This is a genomic window from Sphingomonas sp. (genome assembly GCF_036387595.1).
In the GTDB taxonomy this organism is placed as follows: Bacteria; Pseudomonadota; Alphaproteobacteria; order Sphingomonadales; family Sphingomonadaceae; genus Sphingomonas.
In genome coordinates, this window is record NZ_DASVTL010000078.1 from 44,096 (window position 1) to 64,651 (window position 20,556).

General features: G+C 65.9%; 12 protein-coding genes. 4 read left to right on the forward strand and 8 right to left on the reverse strand.

Going from position 1 to position 20,556, the window contains the following annotated elements; all coding sequences use genetic code 11:
- The 7 genes from VF643_RS08070 to VF643_RS08100 all read right to left on the reverse strand — a co-directional run bounded on the left by VF643_RS08070 (position 1) and on the right by VF643_RS08100 (position 14,889).
- Positions 1–3,114 (reverse strand): glycoside hydrolase family 2 TIM barrel-domain containing protein, encoded by a 3,114-nt coding sequence (locus tag VF643_RS08070; protein WP_331042869.1) that lies wholly within the window; start codon positions 3,112–3,114, stop codon positions 1–3.
- Positions 3,111–4,646 (reverse strand): tryptophan halogenase family protein, encoded by a 1,536-nt coding sequence (locus VF643_RS08075; RefSeq protein WP_331042870.1) that lies wholly within the window; start codon positions 4,644–4,646, stop codon positions 3,111–3,113. Before VF643_RS08075 ends, VF643_RS08070 begins: the two co-directional genes overlap by 4 nt.
- Positions 4,643–6,196: a tryptophan halogenase family protein gene (locus tag VF643_RS08080; protein WP_331042871.1), complete on the reverse strand. Its 1,554-nt coding sequence runs from the start codon at positions 6,194–6,196 to the stop codon at positions 4,643–4,645. The genes VF643_RS08075 and VF643_RS08080 overlap by 4 nt, the downstream gene beginning before the upstream one ends.
- 3 nt (positions 6,197–6,199) lie before the next feature.
- On the reverse strand, positions 6,200–9,193 hold the full coding sequence (locus VF643_RS08085) for a TonB-dependent receptor (protein ID WP_331042872.1): 2,994 nt from the start codon (positions 9,191–9,193) through the stop codon (positions 6,200–6,202).
- A gap of 260 nt (positions 9,194–9,453) precedes the next feature.
- A complete protein-coding gene (locus VF643_RS08090; protein ID WP_331042873.1) occupies positions 9,454–11,073 on the reverse strand; it encodes a DUF5597 domain-containing protein in 1,620 nt (539 codons plus the stop codon).
- Positions 11,070–13,331 carry a hypothetical protein gene (locus VF643_RS08095; RefSeq protein WP_331042874.1) on the reverse strand — a complete coding sequence of 754 codons (2,262 nt, stop codon included), beginning with the start codon at positions 13,329–13,331 and terminating at the stop codon, positions 11,070–11,072. The genes VF643_RS08090 and VF643_RS08095 overlap by 4 nt, the downstream gene beginning before the upstream one ends.
- The gene (locus VF643_RS08100; RefSeq protein WP_414713827.1) at positions 13,315–14,889 is read right to left on the reverse strand and encodes a DUF5597 domain-containing protein; all 1,575 of its coding nucleotides are present in this window, start codon (positions 14,887–14,889) and stop codon (positions 13,315–13,317) included. The genes VF643_RS08095 and VF643_RS08100 overlap by 17 nt, the downstream gene beginning before the upstream one ends.
- A 264-nt stretch (positions 14,890–15,153) precedes the next feature.
- On the opposite strand from VF643_RS08100, the gene VF643_RS08105 reads away from it, so the two are divergent.
- The 3 genes from VF643_RS08105 to VF643_RS08115 all read left to right on the forward strand — a co-directional run bounded on the left by VF643_RS08105 (position 15,154) and on the right by VF643_RS08115 (position 18,173).
- A complete protein-coding gene (locus VF643_RS08105) occupies positions 15,154–16,182 on the forward strand; it encodes a LacI family DNA-binding transcriptional regulator (protein WP_331042876.1) in 1,029 nt (342 codons plus the stop codon).
- A gap of 363 nt (positions 16,183–16,545) precedes the next feature.
- Positions 16,546–17,727 (forward strand): histidine kinase dimerization/phosphoacceptor domain -containing protein, encoded by a 1,182-nt coding sequence (locus VF643_RS08110; RefSeq protein ID WP_331042877.1) that lies wholly within the window; start codon positions 16,546–16,548, stop codon positions 17,725–17,727.
- An 11-nt stretch (positions 17,728–17,738) separates the two neighbouring features.
- Positions 17,739–18,173: a response regulator gene (locus VF643_RS08115; RefSeq protein ID WP_331042878.1), complete on the forward strand. Its 435-nt coding sequence runs from the start codon at positions 17,739–17,741 to the stop codon at positions 18,171–18,173.
- A gap of 51 nt (positions 18,174–18,224) precedes the next feature.
- Here the strand turns inward: VF643_RS08115 and VF643_RS08120 are convergent, their stop codons facing one another.
- Positions 18,225–19,835 carry a tannase/feruloyl esterase family alpha/beta hydrolase gene (locus VF643_RS08120; RefSeq protein ID WP_331042879.1) on the reverse strand — a complete coding sequence of 537 codons (1,611 nt, stop codon included), beginning with the start codon at positions 19,833–19,835 and terminating at the stop codon, positions 18,225–18,227.
- Positions 19,836–19,897: 62 nt separating this feature from the next.
- On the opposite strand from VF643_RS08120, the gene VF643_RS08125 reads away from it, so the two are divergent.
- Positions 19,898–20,548 (forward strand): GntR family transcriptional regulator, encoded by a 651-nt coding sequence (locus VF643_RS08125; RefSeq protein WP_331042880.1) that lies wholly within the window; start codon positions 19,898–19,900, stop codon positions 20,546–20,548.
- The last annotated feature ends 8 nt before the right edge of the window (positions 20,549–20,556 follow it).

The following is a 20,556-nucleotide window of genomic DNA, read 5'->3' on the forward strand; positions in this document are numbered from 1 at the left end:
TCAGTCGCGCGACCAGGCAAAGGTCAGCCGCCCACGATAGGCGCCCGTAGCCTGCGCCGGCTTGCCGCTGGGGCCGGAGTCCTCGGGCGCGATGAACTTCGACCCGATCGCAGGGATGGCCTTGAGGAACGACAGATCGCCCGCGGGAAAGTCCACCGACGTCATCGGGTGGTCGTCCAGCCTCGTCCCAAGGCGCAGGTAATCGGGAGTGTCGCTGGCGACGACCCAATCACCGCCCCGCCCCGCCAGCCGAACCCAGCGCAGGCCCGCGAAATAGCCGGCATGCGCGGGCGCTGGCAGCGTCGAGGAACCGGCGGCCGCGATCTCGTGCACCCCGAGCATCGTGCCCCGCAGCCGGTTCTGCCAGACCGGCGACGGCCCCTCCAGCAGCGCGCGCACCGTCCCGACCTCGGCCAGTGGCGCGTCGAAGGTGACGCCGTGATAGAGGACGGCGCCGGTCAGCGAATAGCCATAGTCCATCGCCAGCGTGCCGTCGGCACGCAGCGTCCAGCGGACCATGTCCAGCCCGCCCGCACCAGGCGCCTCCAGCCACGCCTGGGCACGGCCCGTCGCAGCGTCCCGATCCGTCCCGGTGCGAACGATGATCGGCGGTGCGGGCTTCGCGGGGAATCGAGCAGGCTCATATCCCAGCCGAACCGATGCCACCTTGATCGGACGGTCGCCCGACCCGCGCGGATCCACGACCCTGACCGCGGCGACCGTCATCGGCGGCAGGATGAAGCGGTCGCCATCGCCGCCGCCGTGCGCGCCCGCGTACACGGTCTTCCAAGCGCGACCGTCGGACACCGCCAGCGTCAATCGGCTCCAGCTGTCGCCGGGGTTCAACGTGAGCTTAACCTCGGCGATATTGGCCATCACCGGCCCCGCCGGCCGGAAGACCTGTCCGTCATCGGCAGCGGTTGGGGTCCAGCGCGGTTCTTCCTTCGACTTTGGATGCACGGCGACCAGCCTTGGCCCGTTGCCGAGCGCCATGCTCCCCGCGCCCCGCGTCACCGCGCGAAGCAGCCCGGTGTGCGGATCGAACCGCGCGGTCACGCCGCCTGCCGACAGCGTGATCGCATCGGCCGTGCGGCTGACGGCGGGCGTACCCATCGCCCGCCCCGCGGCGGCGGCCGGAGCGTCTGCGATCGGCCAGGTCCACGTCAGTAATGCGTCGCCGCCTTTGCTGGCAGACAAGGTCAAGGCGTCGGCACGCCGCCAGTCGGCCGGAAGCGGCACGCGGATCGTCCCGGTCGCATGCGGCGCGACGGCGGGGCCGTTGACGCTGCCCCGCCCCAGTATCTTCGGCGTTGCCTCGCGCGCGCCCGGCTTGGCGAAGCGGATCAGCTTCCAGTCGAAGCGAACCTGATCGAGCGGCGTGAAATCGTACCCGTTGGTTACCGTCAACGCCCCGTCGAAGCGTGCATCGAGGACCGGGGTCGCGATCTGCACCGGCGACCAGAGATCGCGGATCGTATAATAGCTTGGCTCCTTCTCGTGCCGTGCGCCGACCACGCCATCGGGCGCGTTGCTCGCGAAATTGTCGATCCGTCCGCCGCGATCGGTACGCGCGATGCCTTCGTCGGCAAAGACCCAGAGGAAGCCACCGGCACCTTTGGGCGAAGTGGCGATGGCGCGCCAATAATCCTCTAGCCCTGCACCGGCGCCGCCATCGAACAGACCATGCAAAAATTCGGTCGGCATGAACAGATCGGGTCCGGCCAATCGCCGCTCGACGTCGGGAAAGGGAGGATAATGTTTGGTATCGATGCCGTCGTGCAGCTCCCACGGGTGCATGACCTTGCGACCTTGCGGATCGTAGAGCGCGAAATCGCCGTCCAGTTCGCGGTTCCAGCCGCCTTCGTTGCCATTGTCCCAGAGAATGATGCTGGGATGATTGACGTCGCGCTCGATCATCTCGCGCACCAGCCGGCGGCCGATCTCGGTGCCATGCGCGTGCTGCCACCCGCTCAGTTCGTCGATGACGTAGAGTCCCAGTTCATCCGCCGCCTTCAGGAAGGATTCGTCCGGCGGATAATGCGACATGCGTACCGCATTCATGTTCATCGAACGGATCAGGCGGACGTCATCGACATTGTCCTTTGCCGTCAGCGCGCGCGCCGTGTCGGGGCGGAAGCTGTGGCGGTTGATGCCCTTGAGCAGCACGCGCTGCCCGTTGAGGTACAGCCCCTGCCCGGCGCGCACTTCGAACGTGCGGAAGCCGAAGCGCTCGACGGTGCGGTGGACTGCGCGGTCGCCCTGGTACAGGGTCAGCGTCAGATCGTAGAGATGCGGCGTCTCCGCCGTCCACAGCTTGGGCGCGGCGATCTGCCCGGCAAGCCGCACGCGTCCCGTGCCGCCGCGCGGGATCGGGACCGCAAAGGGTTCGCCCACCGGCTTGCCGGCTGCATCGCTCACCTGCGCCGTTACGCGGCTCACCTCCCGTGGCGCGGCGAGCGTCACGTCGGCGGTCAGCGTGCCGTCGGCGCGCGCGTCGATTGCCGTGTGCGCGATCGCTTGCATCGGGGTCGCTTCGAGCCATACCGGGCGGAAGATGCCGCCGAAGACCCAATAATCGGAAAACCGCTCGGCGCGGTTGGTGTCGGGATCGGCGGAAGCTTCGGAAACATCGACCTCGACGATGTTGTCGCCGCCCACCTTGACGAGCTTGGTCACGTCAAAAGCGAAACGGTAGAAGCCGCCCTGATGCAACGGCCCGGCGGGCACGCCGTTCACGCTCACGCGCGTGTCGGTCATCACCCCGTCAAACACCAGCCGGATACGCTGGTCCTTCCAGCCCGCCGGAATGGTGAAATGGCGGCTGTAATGGCCGGTATTCTTGCGTCGCGCGGGGTTCTCGTTGCCGTATTGATAGGCGCCGAACCCCTGCTGCTGCCAGTTGGATGGCACCGGGATCGTCGCTTTCTCCCCCGCGCGGCGATCACCGTCGATCGTGAAGTCCCACGGCACCGCATCGTCAGGGCCGGTGCCGGACAGCATCAGACGCCGGGTTTCCAGCGCGGCATGCTGCGCAGCGACGGGCTGCGCGATAAACGCCAATGCCGTCAGGGCCATCCACAACGCGCGCATCGTCACTCCTACTCCGCCGGTCATGCCGCCTTGCAATGCTGCGCAATGAAGGCCGCGTGCGTCGGCATCGCGCGCGCGGTGCGCCCGACGACGTCGCGCAGATGGGCCAGGAACCGCTCGCGCCCGTCCGCAGCCAGGCTGTCTACCAGCGGATCGTGCCGCGTGGGCATGATGTTTTGCCCCAGCATCACCGCCACCCAGCTGTCGAGCGTGAACAGGTCGTCGTCCTGCCGGAACACCCGCCCGGCCGATCGAAACAACTCCATCTTCGTGCCCAGCGTGTCGGGCACGTCCATGTCGCGGCAGCGGCGCCAGAAGGGCGTGTCATCGCGCTCGGTGGCCTTGTAATGCAGGATGATGAAGTCGCGAACCTGCTCGTATTCGAGCGCGGTCATGCGATTGTACTGGTCCGTCTCGGCATGGCCGAAGCCGCGGTCGGGGAACAGGGCCAGCAGCCGCGCGATGCCGGTCTGGATGAGGTGTATGCTGGTCGATTCCAGCGGCTCGATGAACCCTGCCGCCAGGCCGATGCTCACGCAATTGCCGACCCAGGCACGCTTGCGGCGTCCCGCGGTGAAGGAAAGGCGGCGCGGATCGGCCAGCGGCGCCCCGTCCAGCCCGGCGAGCAGGGCGCGCTCCGCCTCTCCGTCGTCGATATGTGCGCTGGCGTAGACATAGCCGTTGCCGACGCGGTGCTGGAGCGGGATGCGCCAGCGCCAGCCCGCTGCGTCGGCGGTGGCGCGGGTGTATGGGCGCGGCGGCTCGACGCTGGCGCAGGGCACCGCGATGGCGCGGTCGCACGGCAGCCAGCGGCTCCAGTCCTCATAGCCCGCGCCCAGGCATTGCTCGATCAGCAAACCGCGAAAACCCGAGCAATCGACGAACAGCTCGCCGTCGATCGCCCGGCCATCGTCCAGCGTGATGCCCGCGATCCGATCGGCAACATCGCCGCGGCGCACGTCGATGACGCGGCCCTCGACGCGCGTGACGCCGCGCGCCTCGGCGTAGGTCCGGAGATAGCGCGCGTAGAGTCCGGCATCGAAGTGGAAGGCATAGCCTAGAGTCGAGAGAACAGTCCCCGGATCGGCGTCGGGCCTGGCGAACCGCCCGAGATGCGCGGCGCGGGCGGTCAGATTGTAATCGTCGAGCACGCCTGCGGCGGCCGCGGTCGCCGGGTTCTGCCGCATGGCGAGCCAGAATTGGTGGAAACGGATCGCCTGGAGATCACGGCCGGCGGTGCCGAAGGGGTGGAGATAGCGGTCGCCCGCCCGCCCCCAGCCGACGAATTCGATCCCCAGCTTGAACGTGCCCTGCGTCGCGCGGACGAAATCGTCCTCGTCGAGTCCCAACATCGCATTGAAGGTGCGCAAGGTCGGAATCGTCGCCTCGCCCACGCCGACCGTGCCAATCTCGTCGGATTCCACCAGCGTGATGCCGACCCGGCCATCCGCACAGAGCCGAGACAGGGCCGCAGCGGCCATCCACCCCGCGGTGCCGCCCCCGACAATCACGATCTGGCGGATCGCGTCGTCCGGCATCTCCGCCCCGTGGTTCACCGCCGCGCGCCGAAGCAGCCGCGATGCGCCGCGTTCACCAGTTCGCGGTTGGTCGGCAACGTCCGGCACGCGAAATCGGCCTGGCGGCGCACGTCCGCAAAGGCGGCGCGCGCCTCGTCGTGATAGCGGAACGTGCCGGCCTGCGGGCGCAGATCGGTGCGATAGCCCATGCCGTAGAGGACATATTGCCAGCTTGCCTCGGCGAAGATGTCGACATTGGGGTCGATGTCGATCGCGTCGGGCGCGCGGAAACGCCAGCGGTCGAGCAGTTCGTGGAGCGAATCCGGCGTCGTCGCGGGATCGGCATTGTCGCGCCAGAAGTCGGAATCGCGGCGCTCGGTGATGTTGTAATGCAGCTTGATGAAATCGCGTGCGCGCTCGTAGCGCTTCAGCATCATCGCGTTGAATTGCCGTGCCGACGCTTCGTGATCGTCCCCCCAAGGAAACAACGTGGCCAGCTTGACCGCGGCGACCTCGGTAAAGACGATGCCGGTCGCCTCTAGCGGCTCGAAGAAGCCGCTCGACAGGCCGATGGCGACGCAGTTCTTGACCCAGTTGGTCTCGCGGTAACCCGCCTCGAAGCGGAACTTGCGGACCTCGACTCCTTCCGCCCCCGCGCCGCAATAGTCGCGCAGCACCTCCTCGGCACGCGCATCGCTGCTGTGCGCGGAGGAAAAGACGTGGCCGATGCCCCGGCGCGTCTCCAAGCCGATGTCCCATGTCCACCCGGCCTCCTGCGCGGTCGAGATGGTGTAGGACGCGATCGGACTGTCGGCGCGTTCGTAAGGAAGCTGGATCGCCAGCGCGCTGTCGCAGAACAGCACGTCGCGGCAGGATTTGTACGGAACCCCCATCGCCTGGCCGATCAGCGCGGCGCGAAACCCGGTGCAGTCGATATACAGATCGGCTGTCAGCGTGCCGTTCGCACGCGTCTCCAGCGCGGCGATCGCGCCGTCCTCGGCAAGGCGCACCTCGTCCACCGTATCGACGATCCGCCGCACGCCCAGCTTCTCGCCGGTTCCGCGCAGCAGATGCGACAGTGCCACCGCATCGAAATGAAAGGCGTAGTTCAGCGGGCCGACATAATCGTCATGGCTCGCCAGCTTGGGTGCGCGCCCCGCATCGGCGACGCGCTTCTGCGGCGTGTTGACCTCGTCCCAATTCGCCTCGCCGCCGACGCCGAGCAGCCAATAGGGCAGCAGGTCTAGGCCGCTCGGGTCGCTGGCGACCTGAAAGGCGTGGAGATAATGGTCTTGCCCGCGGGTTCCGGGAGTATGCCGCCAATGCGCGAACTTGGCGCCCTGCTTGAACGTGGCGCCGCAGCGGCGGACCAGTTCCGCCTCGTCGATGCCGATGCGGCGCAGCGTCTTGCGGATGGTGGGGAAGGTGCCCTCCCCTACCCCCAGAATGCCGATGTCCGCCGATTCCACCAGCGTGATCGCCACCCCGCCCGGCGCCCCGGTGGCGAGGGTCCGGGCGAGGTAGCATGCCGTCAGCCACCCCGCCGTTCCCCCGCCGACGATGACGATCTGTTTGCGCGGGTCACTCATCCGTCAGAAGGAGAACCTGATGCTGCCGTCGATCCGCCGGTCCGACACGAACCAGCTGCGGATATAGCGTTGCCCATTGTCATAGCCCCCCATCGACGTCTTCGCGACCTCGTTCAGCAGATTGCTGCCCTGGATCGAAGCCGAGATATTCTTCGAGAAGCGGAATGTGAAGCCTGCGTCGAGCGACCCGTAAGGCTCCGAATAGATCGGCAACGAAATGTCGGTGAATTGGCAGAACGGATTGACCGGAGCCGTCGCACTGCAATTGGTCGTTCCCGGCGTCGGTGCCTTGTAATAGACGTAGTCGCCGTTGGTGCCGTTGGAGTTCGTGGTCATCAGATACCGGCTGCGCCACGAGTAAGCGAGCCGCGCGGAAACCTTGCCCTTTTCATACAGACCGGTGACGTTGAACGTATTCTTCGACAATCCGGTCAGCGGCACGTCGGCGCGTCGGACGCCGTTGATGTCGATATAGCTGTCGCCGGGATTCTTGCTGTCGATGAAGGTGTAATTGGCCTCCACCCCGAACCCGGACAGCACGCCGGGCAGCATGTCGAAGAAGGTCCGGAAACCCGCCTCTACGCCCTTGATCTTGGCGTTCTCGGTCGCGTTGAAGATGTTGGTCGACTGCACCGTCTCGCGCGAGATCACGCCGCCCGCCAGGGTCACATCGACCTGCTGGTTGCTGGAGCCGTAGATCAGCACGTTTTCGAGCGTCTTGTGGAAGAGCGAGACATGGAGCGCGGTGCCGCCCTTGGGATACCATTCCGCCGACAGATCGAGATTGTTCGAGATCAACGGCTTGAGCCTGGGATTGCCCGCATCGGTGGTGAAGCCGTCGAAGATGCCCGGCGCTCCGCCGCCGCCGCCCGTCGTCCTGATGCTGAGCGAGCCTGCCGCACGCAGCGCCGTGAAGCTCGGGTTGTCGAGCGTGATGTTGTAGCCGGCGCGGATATGGACCGTGGGATCGGGCAGCAGCTGGACGTTGACCGAGGGCAACAGCCGTTCGTAGGTCCGGCTGCCGGCGCGCGGCGCGCCGACCGTCGGCAAGGTGACGATCACGCCGTTACGCTGGAACGTGCTGGTGTTCTGCTGGAAGAAGCCGTTGCTCTGGTTCTTGTTGCTGATGAACCGCGCGCCGACATTGCCCTGAACGGGCACGCCCAAGAAAGCGTCGCCTTCCTGGAAACGCACCAGCGCATAGGCGGACATCGAGTTGCTGCGGCTGGACGTCAGATCGAGCGGGCCGAAGCTGTCGGCAGGAATGCGGTTGCCGTAACGGACATGATCGCCCGCGACGTCGAACCGCTTGGCCGCCGCGTCGGACGGAAGCAACAGGCTGGTAGGCAGATTGGCCTGGCCGCGAAAGAAATTCTCGAAGACGAACTTGTTATACTCGCCCGCCGCCGCGCCGGAGAAGAAGGTTGCGGGTGAGCCGTTCCAGCCTTGGCCGAACGCCTGCCAATTGTAGCCCGAATTGTTGTCCCGCTCGCTGCGGTCGGCGTAGCGCATACCGGTCTTGAAGGTGCGGAAGAAGCCGTCGTCGGACAGATCATATTCGAAATCGACGTTGCCCGAGTACAAAGTCCCGCGATTGTCCTCCAGATGGTCCTGCGATGCGTTCCACATGTAACGGGCGGGATCGTCGAACCCGGCCAGCGAACTGGCGGGCAGCGTCACTTCGGGGAACTTGCCGCTCAGGTCGATTGCGAAATTGCCCGGATAAGGGATCGCGGGAAACAGATCGTAGGATTGCCGCGTCGATGTCGATTTGACGTATTGAAACGCCGCGCGGATGCGCATGCGATCCGACGCCTGCCAATCGACCGCAGTCGACCAATCGGTGGTCTTGCTGGTGCCTGCCGAAAAGCCGGTATTGCCGCCGGCGGTGATCGTACCCGTCACCGGCAAGAAGGTCGTCGGCGCGGAAAGGAACAGATTGGGGCTGGAGATCAGTCCGTTGTTGCTATCGAACTGACTCGTGGCGGGATCAGCACGCAGCACCTTGGACGTGACGAACACGCCGTGTCCGAAACTTTCCTCCTCGTATTTCGACTGGAAGAACGTCTGGCTGATCGTCAGCGTGTCGACCGGCCGCCATTGCAGTGCGGCGTACAGGCCGGTGCGGCTGCGCTCGTAATCCTGGTCGCCGTAGGTGAAGCCGCCGGGGATGAAGTAATCGGCCGCACCGATGCGGGTTTTGTAATAGGGCTCGGTGCGCAGAAAATGCGAAAGCTGCAGGAATTCGTTGCGCGCAATGTCGACCAGCAGGCCGAACTCGCCGATGCCGGTTTCCACGCGTCCGGTCGCCAGGACGGAAGCGCCGTAGCTCACCTTCTTGCGCAGGTCGCCGTAGCTGCCGTTGAGCGATCCCTGAACCGTGAACTCGCGGTAATCGAACGGCATCTTGGTGCGCAGGTCGATCTGCCCGCCGGTGCCGCCCTCGACGAGATCGGCGGTGGAAGCCTTGTAGACGTCGACCGCAGCCATCAGTTCGGGCGTCACGTCGCCGAAGCTCAGCCCCCGGCCGCCGCTCGCGCTGAAGATCTCGCGCCCGTTCAGGCGCCCGGCGACGCCCGAGAGGCCGCGCACCTGAATGCCCGAACCCTGCGCTGAAAAGTGATCCGGGTCGCCGAGCGCATCGAAGCGGACGATCGTCACGCCAGCGACGCGCTGAAGCACTTCGGTGATGCTGTTGTCGGGCAGCTTTCCCGCATCGTCGGCCAGAACAGAATCGATGATCGTGTCGGAATTTTCCTTCCGCCGGATTGCCGATTCGATCGCCGCGCGGCGGGCGGTCACGATGACGTCGTCGGCCTTGCCTTCGTCGCTTTCGGGGTTTTCGATGGAAGGCGGTGTCTGCGGGATCGTACCGGTCGATTCCTGCGCCATCGCCGGCACCGCGCCGCACCCCATCGCGCTGATCGCCAACAGCGACACGCCCACGCGATACTTCAGCCCCGCACCGGACCGGCGCACCCACGAACGATCAAACATACCCTCTCCCCTTTTGTCTGCCGCGGTGGCGGCCCGGGCGGCGGCATTGCGCCGCTCGCTACGTTCCGCCCCGACATTCACCGCCGGCGCCTGTTCGCCGACACCGTTCATTCTCTATGGTGCCAACGCTAGCATACACGGTTCGTTAAGCAAGTGGCCTCTTGCCTGCCGCCCAAAATAAGTCTGACAAAAGGTGGGTGGGTGTGGCGTGACAGCCCCCATTGCTGGGCTCGCACCGGCTTCGGTAACTACCGAGCCGATCACCGATATCGTGCCATGACCACCTTCAGCCAGACGGGCTTGTCGATGAAGTTCAGCCCGTAATCGGTCTGGTCGCCATTCCACAACCGATCCACGATCCAGCGTTCGCCATCGTAATGGCCCTGCTCGACGCGCAGCACCATGCCGTTCGGGGAGCCGCCCTTGGCAGCGGCGAAGTCGAAACGGACATGGTCGCCAGTGACGAGGAACTCGTCCGCCGACAATTGCGCGATCACCCCGCCGCCGACCGGCTGGTCGTTCCACGGCGTCGGGGGCGCCTTCAGCCAGGCCGAATCCTTGCTGCCGAACTGCCATTGGCCATAGCTGGCGACGATGGTCCAGTCGCCCGCGGTCACCGTTTGCGAAGCGCCGTCGTCAGGCTTGGCCAGGCCCCAGGTCGGGTGTTCGAACGCGATCCGCGCCCACGCCCGCTGCATGCCGGCAAACGGCGCATATTTGGATGCGAAGGCCTCGACGATCTCCGCATCCAGCGGCCCGCCGCCCAGCGGAAAGTTGTAATAGCCCGTGTCGTCCATGCCGAAGGGGGCGAAACCGATCGCGCCCTTCCCGATCGCCGCATGGGCATAGCGCGCGAACTTGGCCGCGTTGCCGATCTCGGGCACCATCAGCGCATTGTCCGCGCGGGCGTAGCGGCGCAGATATTCGATCACCTCGCTGCTCTTGGCCTCGTAGATGTCGGGCGCGACCAGGTCGATCGCGGGCGCCGCCGCCTTCCATATGTCGATGACGTCGGGCTGCGGCCCCCCGCTCGCGACCCCCTTTGGATCGGGCACGTTGAACGCACCCGATAGCGAGGCATTGGCGTACATCGGCACCGGCTTGATCGCCTTGCCCGCCGCCGCGATCTCCCCGACATAGGATGCGACGTGCCAGGTGTTGAAGGCGCGGTCCGCCTGCGCGCCGAACGCTTGCGACCAGCTGCCGGATTTACCCGTCTTCCTGGCAAGTATCGCCGGAAGCTGCCCAGCGAACAGCCGCGTCGCGTCCGCGCTGTAATCGCGCGGGTTGCCATAGCTGCCGGTCTCGTTCTCCACCTGCACCATGATGACGGTGTTCTGCGGATCGTGCGCCTTCAGATACGTCATCAACGCCACGAAGGCCCGCTTGTCCGCCTCCAGCGTGCTGCGGTGCATCGGCGATAGGACGTAATGATCCTTGCCCTCGGGCGTCTTCATCCGCGGGAAGCGCCGGTTGTCCATGCGCACCCAATCGGGGGCGTAATTGGCGTTGGTGTTCTTCCAAGTGCCGAACCACAAAAGCACCAGCCGCTTGTCGTGCGCGCGCGCCTGGGTCAGCAGGGTCTGTACCCAGGCGAAGTCGAAACGCCCCTCCACCGGCTCGACCTGCTGCCAGGCGACCGGCATCTCCAGCGTATTCGCATGGATGCGGTCGAGCACCGGCCACACCATCGGCAAGGCCCATGGATAGTTGCTCGAATTGTTCGCCTGCGCGCCCAGCATCAGGAACGGCGCGCCGTCAACGATCAGCGCATGCCGCCCGTCACGCGTCGCGATCGAGGGTATGGCGGTGGATCCCTGCGCGATGGCGCCACTGGTCGTCGCCAGCAGCGCGAGCGCCGCCAAGGTCTTGCCGATCATCGTGTCTTCCCCGTCTGTGAAACTCTTGCGTCGCCGTAAAGGATGCCGCGCCCGTCGGTGCCGATATAGACCCGTCCGAAGCGCCGCGGATCGCCCTCGATCACGCGGAAGCGCAGGCCCCAGCGATGATCGTCGTCGTCGATCCGCTGCCAGCGCGTGCCGCCGTCGATCGAGCGCCACACCGCCTCCAGCCCACCGCGGGTGCCGACCGCATAGAGCGCCGGCCAGCGTGCGCCGGGAGCGGCCTTGCCAAGCCCGTAGAGTGCGACCGCCAGGTCGCCCGACGCACGCGTCCAATGCTCGCCCGCATCGCTCGATCGGTACAGCGCGGTTCCGGCGTGAAGCCACAAGGCGCGCGCCTGCCCGGCCACCGCGCGCATCGGATCGGGAGCCTCGCGCCCGCGCCGCCCCGCCGTCGACAGATCGGCAGGCAGGCCGCGCGCGCTTACGGCATGGAAGCTAGCACCACCGTCGTCGCTGCGGACGATGCGGCCCCCGGCGACCGCATAGAAGCGGCGTGGATCGGCCTTGTCCGCGGTCACCCGCGTGCCGGCCGGCAGCCCTACAATCCGCTGCCAAGTGCGTCCGCGGTCGGCGGTGCGCACGGGCGCAGCGCCACCGACGAGAAACACAGCGCCATCCGCGGAGACGACGACGGGTGCGTCGCCGGTGGCGAGCGGATCGGGTATGCTACCGGGCGGCGCCAGCCGTGCCGCGTCGAGCGGTCGCCAACTGCCGCCACCGTCCGCGGACCAGGCGAGCGATGCGCCGGGCACCTCGCGCGTGTGCGTGCTGCCGCTGCGCACCATGATTTGAGGCGCGAGGCCGGCGTAATCGAGCGTGTTGGTATTGGTGAGATAGGGGTTGCGATGGACATGGGGTGGCGAGACCGCCAGATCGTCGTGGCGAAAGCCCGCGATGTCGCCGAAGCCCGACACCAGGGGCGCACCTGCGCTGGGGCTGACGAGCGTGATGATCGCAGTCTGCTCGATGCCGCGGACCCACGGTGTCCAGCGCATCGTGCCCGCCGTGGCGAACTGGCTGGTCGCGTACATCGTCGCGCCGGTGACATAGGCTGCGTGGTTCGCATCGAAGGGGTCGATCGCCAGCCCGGCGATCCAATGGCCGAAATCGGGGGTGCTGCCGTCGAGCGCCAGAAACGGCGATGCGGCGACATCGCGTATGCTGCGGGTCCACAATTCGTCCCAATGCCGCCCGCCGCTGCTCGATCGCCAGACCGTGTCGACCGGGCGAAAGCGACCAACCGTGCTCACCGCGATCACGCGCGGATCCTGTGCCGACACTGCTACGCCCATGTAGCCGCCCGGTGGCGCATCGGCACGCTTGTCGGGGGTCACGTCCTCCCACGTTCCGTCGCCGAGCGCATGACGCCACACCGCACCCCGCGTTATGCCGTTGGGTCCGATGCCATCGGCATAGGTGATGGTGGCAACGCCATCGGTGCCGATCACCCCCTTGACCGGGAGCAGCGAGGCTGCCGGGCCGCCTTCGATCGGCCGCCAGGTCGCACCACCGTCATCCGAGCGAAACAGATGCCGCGGCCCCGCGTCCGCGCTGGCGACCAGGATGCGGCCGGGATGCTTTGGGTCGAACAGCACGAAGCTCAAGCCGCCATGCGTCCCGCGCCGCGGCGGTTTGCCTAGTCCGCTCAGGGGAAAGTGCGGCACCTTCGCCCAGCGCGCGCCCGAATCGTCGCTGCGCCACAAACCGTCATGGCGCGATCCGAAGAACAGCGTCGCTGGCCGGTTCGGGTCGATCGCCAGCCGCTCGCCCATCCCGCGGCCGTCCTCGTTTCCGCCCATCGCAAAGGGAACGGGCACGACCCGCCAGTGATCCCCTCGGTCGCTCGATCGCATGATCGCCGCAGGACCGCGCGACGACATACCCACTGCCAGATAGACGATCGCGGGATCGACCGGATGGGCGGCGACGCTCTCCACCCCCATGTAGCTGCTCACCGCATTGCCATCGAGCAGCGGTACCCAGCGATTTAGCCGCGCGTCCCGGCGATAGGCTCCGCCCATGTCGGTGCGCAGATAGGCAAGACCTCGCTCCGCGGTGCTGAATACGATGCCCGGCGCAAACCCGCCGCCGCCGACCGCGACATTGCGCCAGTGATACGCCACCGATGCCGGCTCGTGCGCGAAGCCCGGCATCGCCAGCACGATCACCGCCGCCACCTGGACCAGCCGTCGCCGCACGGCGCCCGCCCGCTCGGGGTCAGCGATAGGTGGCAAGCCGCACCTTGAGCACCTGTGGCGCCGACGTGAGGTTCAGCCCGTAATCGGTCTGGTCGCCATTCCACACGCGCTCAAAAACCCACGCTCCGGCGGCGTCGTAATGCCCCTCCTCGACCCGGTCGAAGATCATCTTGCCACGCGCCGGATCGGCGGGGGTGAAATCGACGCGCGCGTGAAAGCCGGTGACGAGATATTCGTCGGGCGCCAGTTCGGCGATCGCGACCCCGCCTGACGGATATTCATTGCCCTTGGGCGGGTCCATGCCGAACTGGGGGCGGCCGAAACTCGCCGTGGCGCGCCATCGCCCCAGCGCCATCACCTGCTGGTGATCGGCCTTGGGATCGTTGGGTTCCACCGCGCCCCATGTCTTGCCAGCGAACGCCAGCTTGGCCCAGAGCCGGACCATCGGCGCGAACAGCGCGTAATTCTGCGCGAAGACCTGGATCGTTGCTGGGTCCAGCTTCTTGGCGCCGAGCGGGAAATTGGCATAGCCCGTCTCATCCATGCCGAAGGGCGCGAAGCCGAAGCCGCGATGGCCGATCAGCGCGAAGAAGAACCGCGCATATTCCCGGTCGTTGCCCGTCTCGGGCACGAACAGCGGATTGTCCGCCCGGCCGTATAGATCGAGATAGCGGTTGTAGGCCGCCGCATCGCGATTGTAGATGTCGGGCGCCAGCGCATCGATGTGCGGCGCCGCAGCCTTCCACACGTCGATCACGTCATGGGTCGGGCCACCGCTGGAATAGGTCGCCGGATCCTGCTTCTTGAACGGATCGCTGAGCGCCGCGTTGACGTACATCGGCAGCGGCTTCACCGCCTTGCCCGCCGCGGCCACCGCATCGACGTAGCGCGCGATGGCCCAGGCGTGGAAATACTCGTCAGCATCCTTGCCGAACGCCTCGCGCCAGGTGCCCGGTTTCGCCTTCAACCGCGCGACCAGCGCGGCCGGGGCCGGGCCGTCGAACAGCTTCTGTGCGGCAGGTCCGTAATCGCGCACACTGCCATAGGTGCCGGTCTCGTTCTGCGGCTGCACCATGATGATCGTGTGCTGCGGATCGGCCGCCTTGATGTGCGTCATCAGCGCGACGAACGCACGCCGGTCGGCATCCCGCGTAGCCTTGGCGAACGGCGACAGCGCGTAATGCACCTCGCCCTTGGCATTCATCATCCGCGGAAAGCGCTTGTTGTCGAGCTTGACCCATGCGGGCGCGTAATTCGGCCCGGTGTTCTTCCAGGTGCCGAACCACAGGATGACCAGCCGCACGTTGTGCGCGCGCGCCTGCGCCAACAGCGTGTCCAGGAAGGAGAAGTCGAACCGCCCTTCCGTCGCCTCGATCTGCTCCCATGCGATCGGCACTTCCACCGTATTGGCGTGCAGCGCCTCGATCGTCGGCCAGACCTTGGGCAGCATCGCCGGCCAGGCGCTCGAATTGTTCACCTGCGCGCCGAGCATCAGATAGGGTGCGCCATCGACGATCAGCGCATGGCGCCCGTCGCGTGACACGATACGCGGCATTGCTCCGGACTCGGCGGCGAGCGCAGGCGCGGCCGCCATCAGCCAGATCGCGGTAGCCACGGCACACAGCCGGCCGATCGGCCCGACTTCGGAGCGCACCCACCGCTTGACGTCGATCATGCCACATCCCCTCGACCCCGCGCCTTGCCGCGATGATCCCGCTTGCTAACCAACCCAGGACCGGCACCAAGTCAATCTTTAATTGCCACCGCTGGCATAGGTCGGTCGTCTTTCGTGTGGAGCCTCGCGCGAAACCGGCTAAGAGCGGGCGCAGGGGAGAGCAACGATGACGATCCTTCTCGCGTGAGCAGCTTCAAATCCGTCACCATCACCCAGGTCGCAGAGGCCGCGGGGGTGTCGATCCGAACCGTCTCGCGGGTGCTCAACGATTCGCCCAAGGTCGCCGCCGAGGTGCGCGAACGGATCAAGGCGACGATCGAGACGCTGGGCTTCAGGCCCAGCAGCCGGGCGCGCGCGCTCGCCTTCGGGCGCTCATCCCTGATCGGCGTCATCCAGGACGATCCCAACGCCCACGTGATCGGCGTCCTGCAACGCGGGATCGTCGAGGTGTGCGCAGCCAAGGGATATGAGCTGGTCGTTCACCCGGCCAAATTCGGTCATCCCGAGCTGATGCCCAGTATCGAGGATTTCGCGCGGCGCTCGCGGATCGACGGGTTGATCGTGCTGCCGCCGATCTCGGAAGCCTCCTCGATCCCGATGGCGTTGTCGCAATTGGGCGTACCGACAGTGGGCATCGCCTCGGTACGCGTGCCCGGCTATCCGGCCGCGCTTGTCAGCTGCGAGCGGGATGCCACGGCGCTGCTCGCCGATCACCTCGTCGCGCTCGGCCACCGCCGCATCGCGATCGTCACCGGGCCGATGCATTTCCACTCGGCCAAGGAGCGCGAGCAAGGCTTTCGCACGGCGTTAGCCGCGCACGGCCTGCCCCTGCCCGACGCCTATGTGCGCGAGGGCGATTATGGCTTTGCCTCGGGCCATGCCGCGGCCGGCGCCCTGCTCGATCTCGCGGCGCCACCGACCGCGATCTTCGCCAGCAACGACATCATGGCGGCCGCCGCGATCAAGGCTGCTTTCGATCGGGGGATCGCGGTTCCCGCCCAACTATCGGTCGCCGGCTTCGACGACAGCGACATCGCGTCGATGGTCTGCCCCGCCCTGACCACCATCCGTCGGCCGCTCTTCGAGATGGCGAAGGCAGCGGCCGAACGGCTGATCGGAATGATCGAGGACCGCAGCCTGACGAGCCTGCCCGACCATCACGTTGCCTTGAGCCTCATCGAACGACAATCCACCGCACCCGCGTGCGATTGAGACGTCCGCGTCCAAGGGATAGGTTCGTCGGGGAGCAGCATGGGCAGGTACGACGCCAACGCCTCGCAGTCCTTGCCGGACGCGATATTGTAAGAAGTTGCCAACCTGACCTTCTTCAATCGCAAGCAGCTTTCGCGTACCTATCGTATCTTCTTCCTACCTACGCTCGGTCGAGTGATCTTCGGAAGGTTTGGACATCTACCTGGAAAGCTGGTGGGGGCGCCGGCGAGGGCATCTGCTATCGCTGCCTGATCCTGATCGACGGAAGGCGACAAGACATGCACCCGTGACGACACGCTGATACTTGATGAAAAGCGAATAGGCGGGCAAAAGCACGTCGGGGATGGGACGGGGGAGGTATACTTGGAGAAGTTTAACGCTTGGTTGTTGGCAGATGGTCTGAACCTTCAGCGCGGACAGTCGGACCCGTTTTCGGCTGCGATCCGCGCGACGCGTATGCCGATGATCGTGACGGACCCAAAACAGCCGGACAATCCGATCATCTTCGCCAATGATGCTTTCCTGACCATGACAGGTTACGCGCGCGAGGACGTCAATGGCGTGAATTGCCGCTTCTTGCAGGGGCCGGATACCGACCCCGCGCATGTCAAGAAGATCAAGGAGGCCTTGGCTAGGGGGGAAGACGTCTCGGTCGACATCCTGAACTACCGCAAGGACGGCACGCCGTTCTGGAATGGCCTGTATATCAGCCCGGTTTACAACGCGCTCGGAGAGATACAATATTTCTTCGCGTCGCAGAGCGATGCCACCGAGCGCAAGAACCATGAACTAAATGCAGCCAATCTCCAGGTCGATCTGGAGCGTCTTGTTTCCATCCGCACGGAGGAACTGGAACGCGCGCTCGGGACGAGCACGCGCCTCGTCGCCGAATTCGAGCAGCGCGTCCGTACACGTACGGAAGAATTGGAAGAAGCGCTCTCCACCAGCAACCTGCTGCTTCACGAAGTCGACCACCGCGTGAAGAACAATCTGCAGATGATAAGCGCCATGCTGATGCTGCAATCGATGAGCATTCCCGATGCCGGGATCAAGACCACGCTTCACGAGATGCTGGAACGCGTCGAGGCCATGGGCCTGGTGCACAAGCGGCTCTATCAATCCGATAACATCGCCGAATTCGATCTGGGTGAGTTTACGCGCGAAATCGCCATCAATCTCGTCGGCGCGTCGGGACGCAACGACATTGGCTTGGTCATCGATACGGATAGCGTGAAGATCAAGGCAGACGATGCGGCCACCATCGCGCTCGTCATCAACGAGACGATCACCAACGCGCTCAAGCACGCTTTCCCCTCGGGCCGCGCCGGAGACCTGCACGTCAGCATCAAGCCCGTCGAGAGATCCTGTGAAATCGCGATCCGGGACAATGGCGTCGGCATGGGCTGCTCCAGTTCGCATCGTACCGGCTTTGGTCATACGCTGGTCGAAACCCTGGTGCGGCAACTCCATGCCGATATCGAATGGACTCCCACGCTACCGGGAACATGTGTCAGGATAAAGTTGCCCATATCGGCAGCGGCGTGAACGGAACGAGCGTGAAAATCCTGATCGTCGAAGATCAGTTTCTGATCGCCAGACAGGTCGAGATGATCGTGTCGGCGGCCGGCCACCGCGTGGTCGGTATCGCATCGAGCTTGGCCGAGGCGTGCCGGATGGGAACGGCGTCGGGGCCGGATATCGCTTTCGTCGATCTCAGCCTGGCGGACGGTCTCACCGGTGCGGCGGTCGCTCGCTTCCTGATCGACGAATGTCATGCGAGCGTCGTCTACACCACGGCGAACCTGCGCCGCCTGCCCCAGGATCTTTCGGGCGCCTTCGGCGCTGTGGAAAAGCCCTTTACCAAGGGCGGACTTCTCGCGGCGCTGGGCTATGTCGTCGCGGTCGTCCGGGATGGCCTCTGCCCGGACAAGGTGCCGCGCAGCCTCAATCTGCCATCGCCGGGCCACGGCGCTCGCGGCTGCGTGGCCTGACGACGTTGCGTTGAGTAGCCAGCAGGCAAACGCAGATCTTCCGCGGGAGCGTCAGGTCTTGGCGCAAGTGAAACTGGTCGCCGCATCCATGCTGCCCGAGCCGCGATACCGCGCGATCTTTGGATAGGCGCAGACCGGTCGGGTGCGCAGCAGCCTGCCGCCTTCTCGTCGTTCGGTCTTGCCCGCGACGATCGCGTCGGGCGCCTGGCCTGCCTCGACCCAGTTGATGATCGCGGTCATCGCGTCCATCCGGTCCGGACCATAGCCGCCAAAACAGTGGAACATGCCTGGAAGCAGGAACAACCGCACGGAATCGGATCCGGCCGGACCGCCGCCGCGCGCGGTCGCGGCGTTGAAATAGTCGATCGTGTGCAGCGGATTGGTGCCGAGATCGGCCCAGCCGTGATACATCAGCAGCTTGCCTCCGCGCCGCGCGAAATCGCCGAGATCGGGGTCCAGCGCATCCACCATCTGACGGCCCTCGGTCATGCGGGCCGGATCGCTGGTGAAGTCGAAAGCGTCGGCCCGCGCCTGCGGATCCTGCACGGGATAGGCCATGTACTTCAGGAACTGCTCGGCCAGCTGCCCCTGGTAGAACATCGGACCGCGCGGATCGCTGACCCATTCGAACCAGCCGGTCTTGATGTCGTTGGGCGGCAGATAGATGACGCCGTCGGGTTCGGCCCCCGGCAGCACGCCGTGAACATAGGGTCGCCCGTTCGCCGGTGGTCCGGACCTGATCTTCTGAAGCGTCACCAGTTCGGCCGCCGTTACGCACGCGCCGCCCGCATCGCCTGAGCAACGCGGCAGGTCGCGTGCGGGGTCGAAATTGCAGGCGCGCGGATCGGCGATAAGGCCGTCCCTCACACCGTCTTTCGCATCGCAACGGCGCAACACCGCCGCAGCGATCATCGGCATCTTGGGCGCAGGAATCGGGGTCTGCGCCAGCGCACGTGACGTCCAGAGATAGGAGATCGAGGTTTCGGTGAAATTGAGCAGCGGCGCTCCCGCAACGATGCCGTCGAAATCCTGCGGAAACCGCTGCGCGGAGATCAGCCCCTGCCGCCCGCCGTTGGAACAGCCGTCCAGATAGGCGAAGCTGTGCGCGCGATCGAAATACATCCGGACCAGCTGCTTCGACGCTTCCGCGGTCAGATGCGTCGCGCGATAGGCCCAGTCGATCTTCTTCTGCAGATTGCGGGCGGCGAAGGTCGCGTCCGGCTCCGCGCGTGCGTCATGCCCGGTGTTGGTCGCAGCGGTAGCAAAGCCATGCCGGATCGCCGTATCGCGATATTGTGCGTAGAAGGTGTCGACGGGCTGCCCGCCATAGCCGCCGTTCCCGGTCATGTAGATGCGTCGATTCCAGCGGGTGGGCAGGCGTACCTCGAACTGGATCTCCGGCGTAATGACCCCGCGCACGCGGCAATAGGCCGGAACCGTCCCGGTCGCCGGAACGTCCACTGCCGAGGCGATCGTGAGGTCGGCGGTGAACGCCCGCATCAGTGCCTTGCACGGGATTGCCGGCGCCACGTCGGCGCGGCTGTAATCGAGCCGTGAGGCGCCCGCATCGAGGAAGCTGTAGCCGTTCGACGCCGCCGCCGGCGACCCGATCATCGCGCCATATGCCGCCGCCAGTGCGATCAGCCGCGGTGCATGTCCCATGTCGGAGCCTCCCAACGTCGTATTAAGCATGATTTCTGCGAGAATATCGATAAAGTGCCGCCATGCCGGACAGTGTCGATCCATCCTCCGCCACCGAACGAGCCTATGGCCGCCTGCGCCGCATGATCGTGACCGGGGAGATCGCGCCGGCGCAGCGGCTGAAGGTCGAGACGCTCAAGCAGCTCCTCGACACCGGCGCGACGCCGATCCGCGAAGCGCTGAGCCTGCTGACGTCGGATCAACTGGTCGAGCGGGTCGACCAGCGCGGGTTCCGTTCCGCGCCCGCGACCAAAGCCCGGTTCATCGAAATCCTGACGCTGCGCTGCACGCTGGAGAGCCTGGCGCTGACCCGCGCGATCGCCAGCGGCACGGCGGAATGGGACGAGCGGCTCGTGCTCGCCCTCCACCGCACGACGCGCGCGCCCCGCACGCTGTTCGAGGAGAGCGAGGTCCACCACAAGGCGTTCCACATGACTTTGCTGGACGCGTGCGGCATGCCGATGCTGCTTCGGCTGTGCGGCCAATTGTACGATCTCAACATCCGCTACCGCTATCTCGCCGGCACCGCGGTCGACTATGGCCGGCGCGACATCGCGCGCGAGCATGGCGACGTGGTCGCGGCGGTGCTCGACCGCGATGCGCCGCTCGCGGCCGAACGCCTGGTCAGTCATTATCAGCGTACCGGCCAGTATCTGGCGGACAAGCTGGCATAAGGCGACGT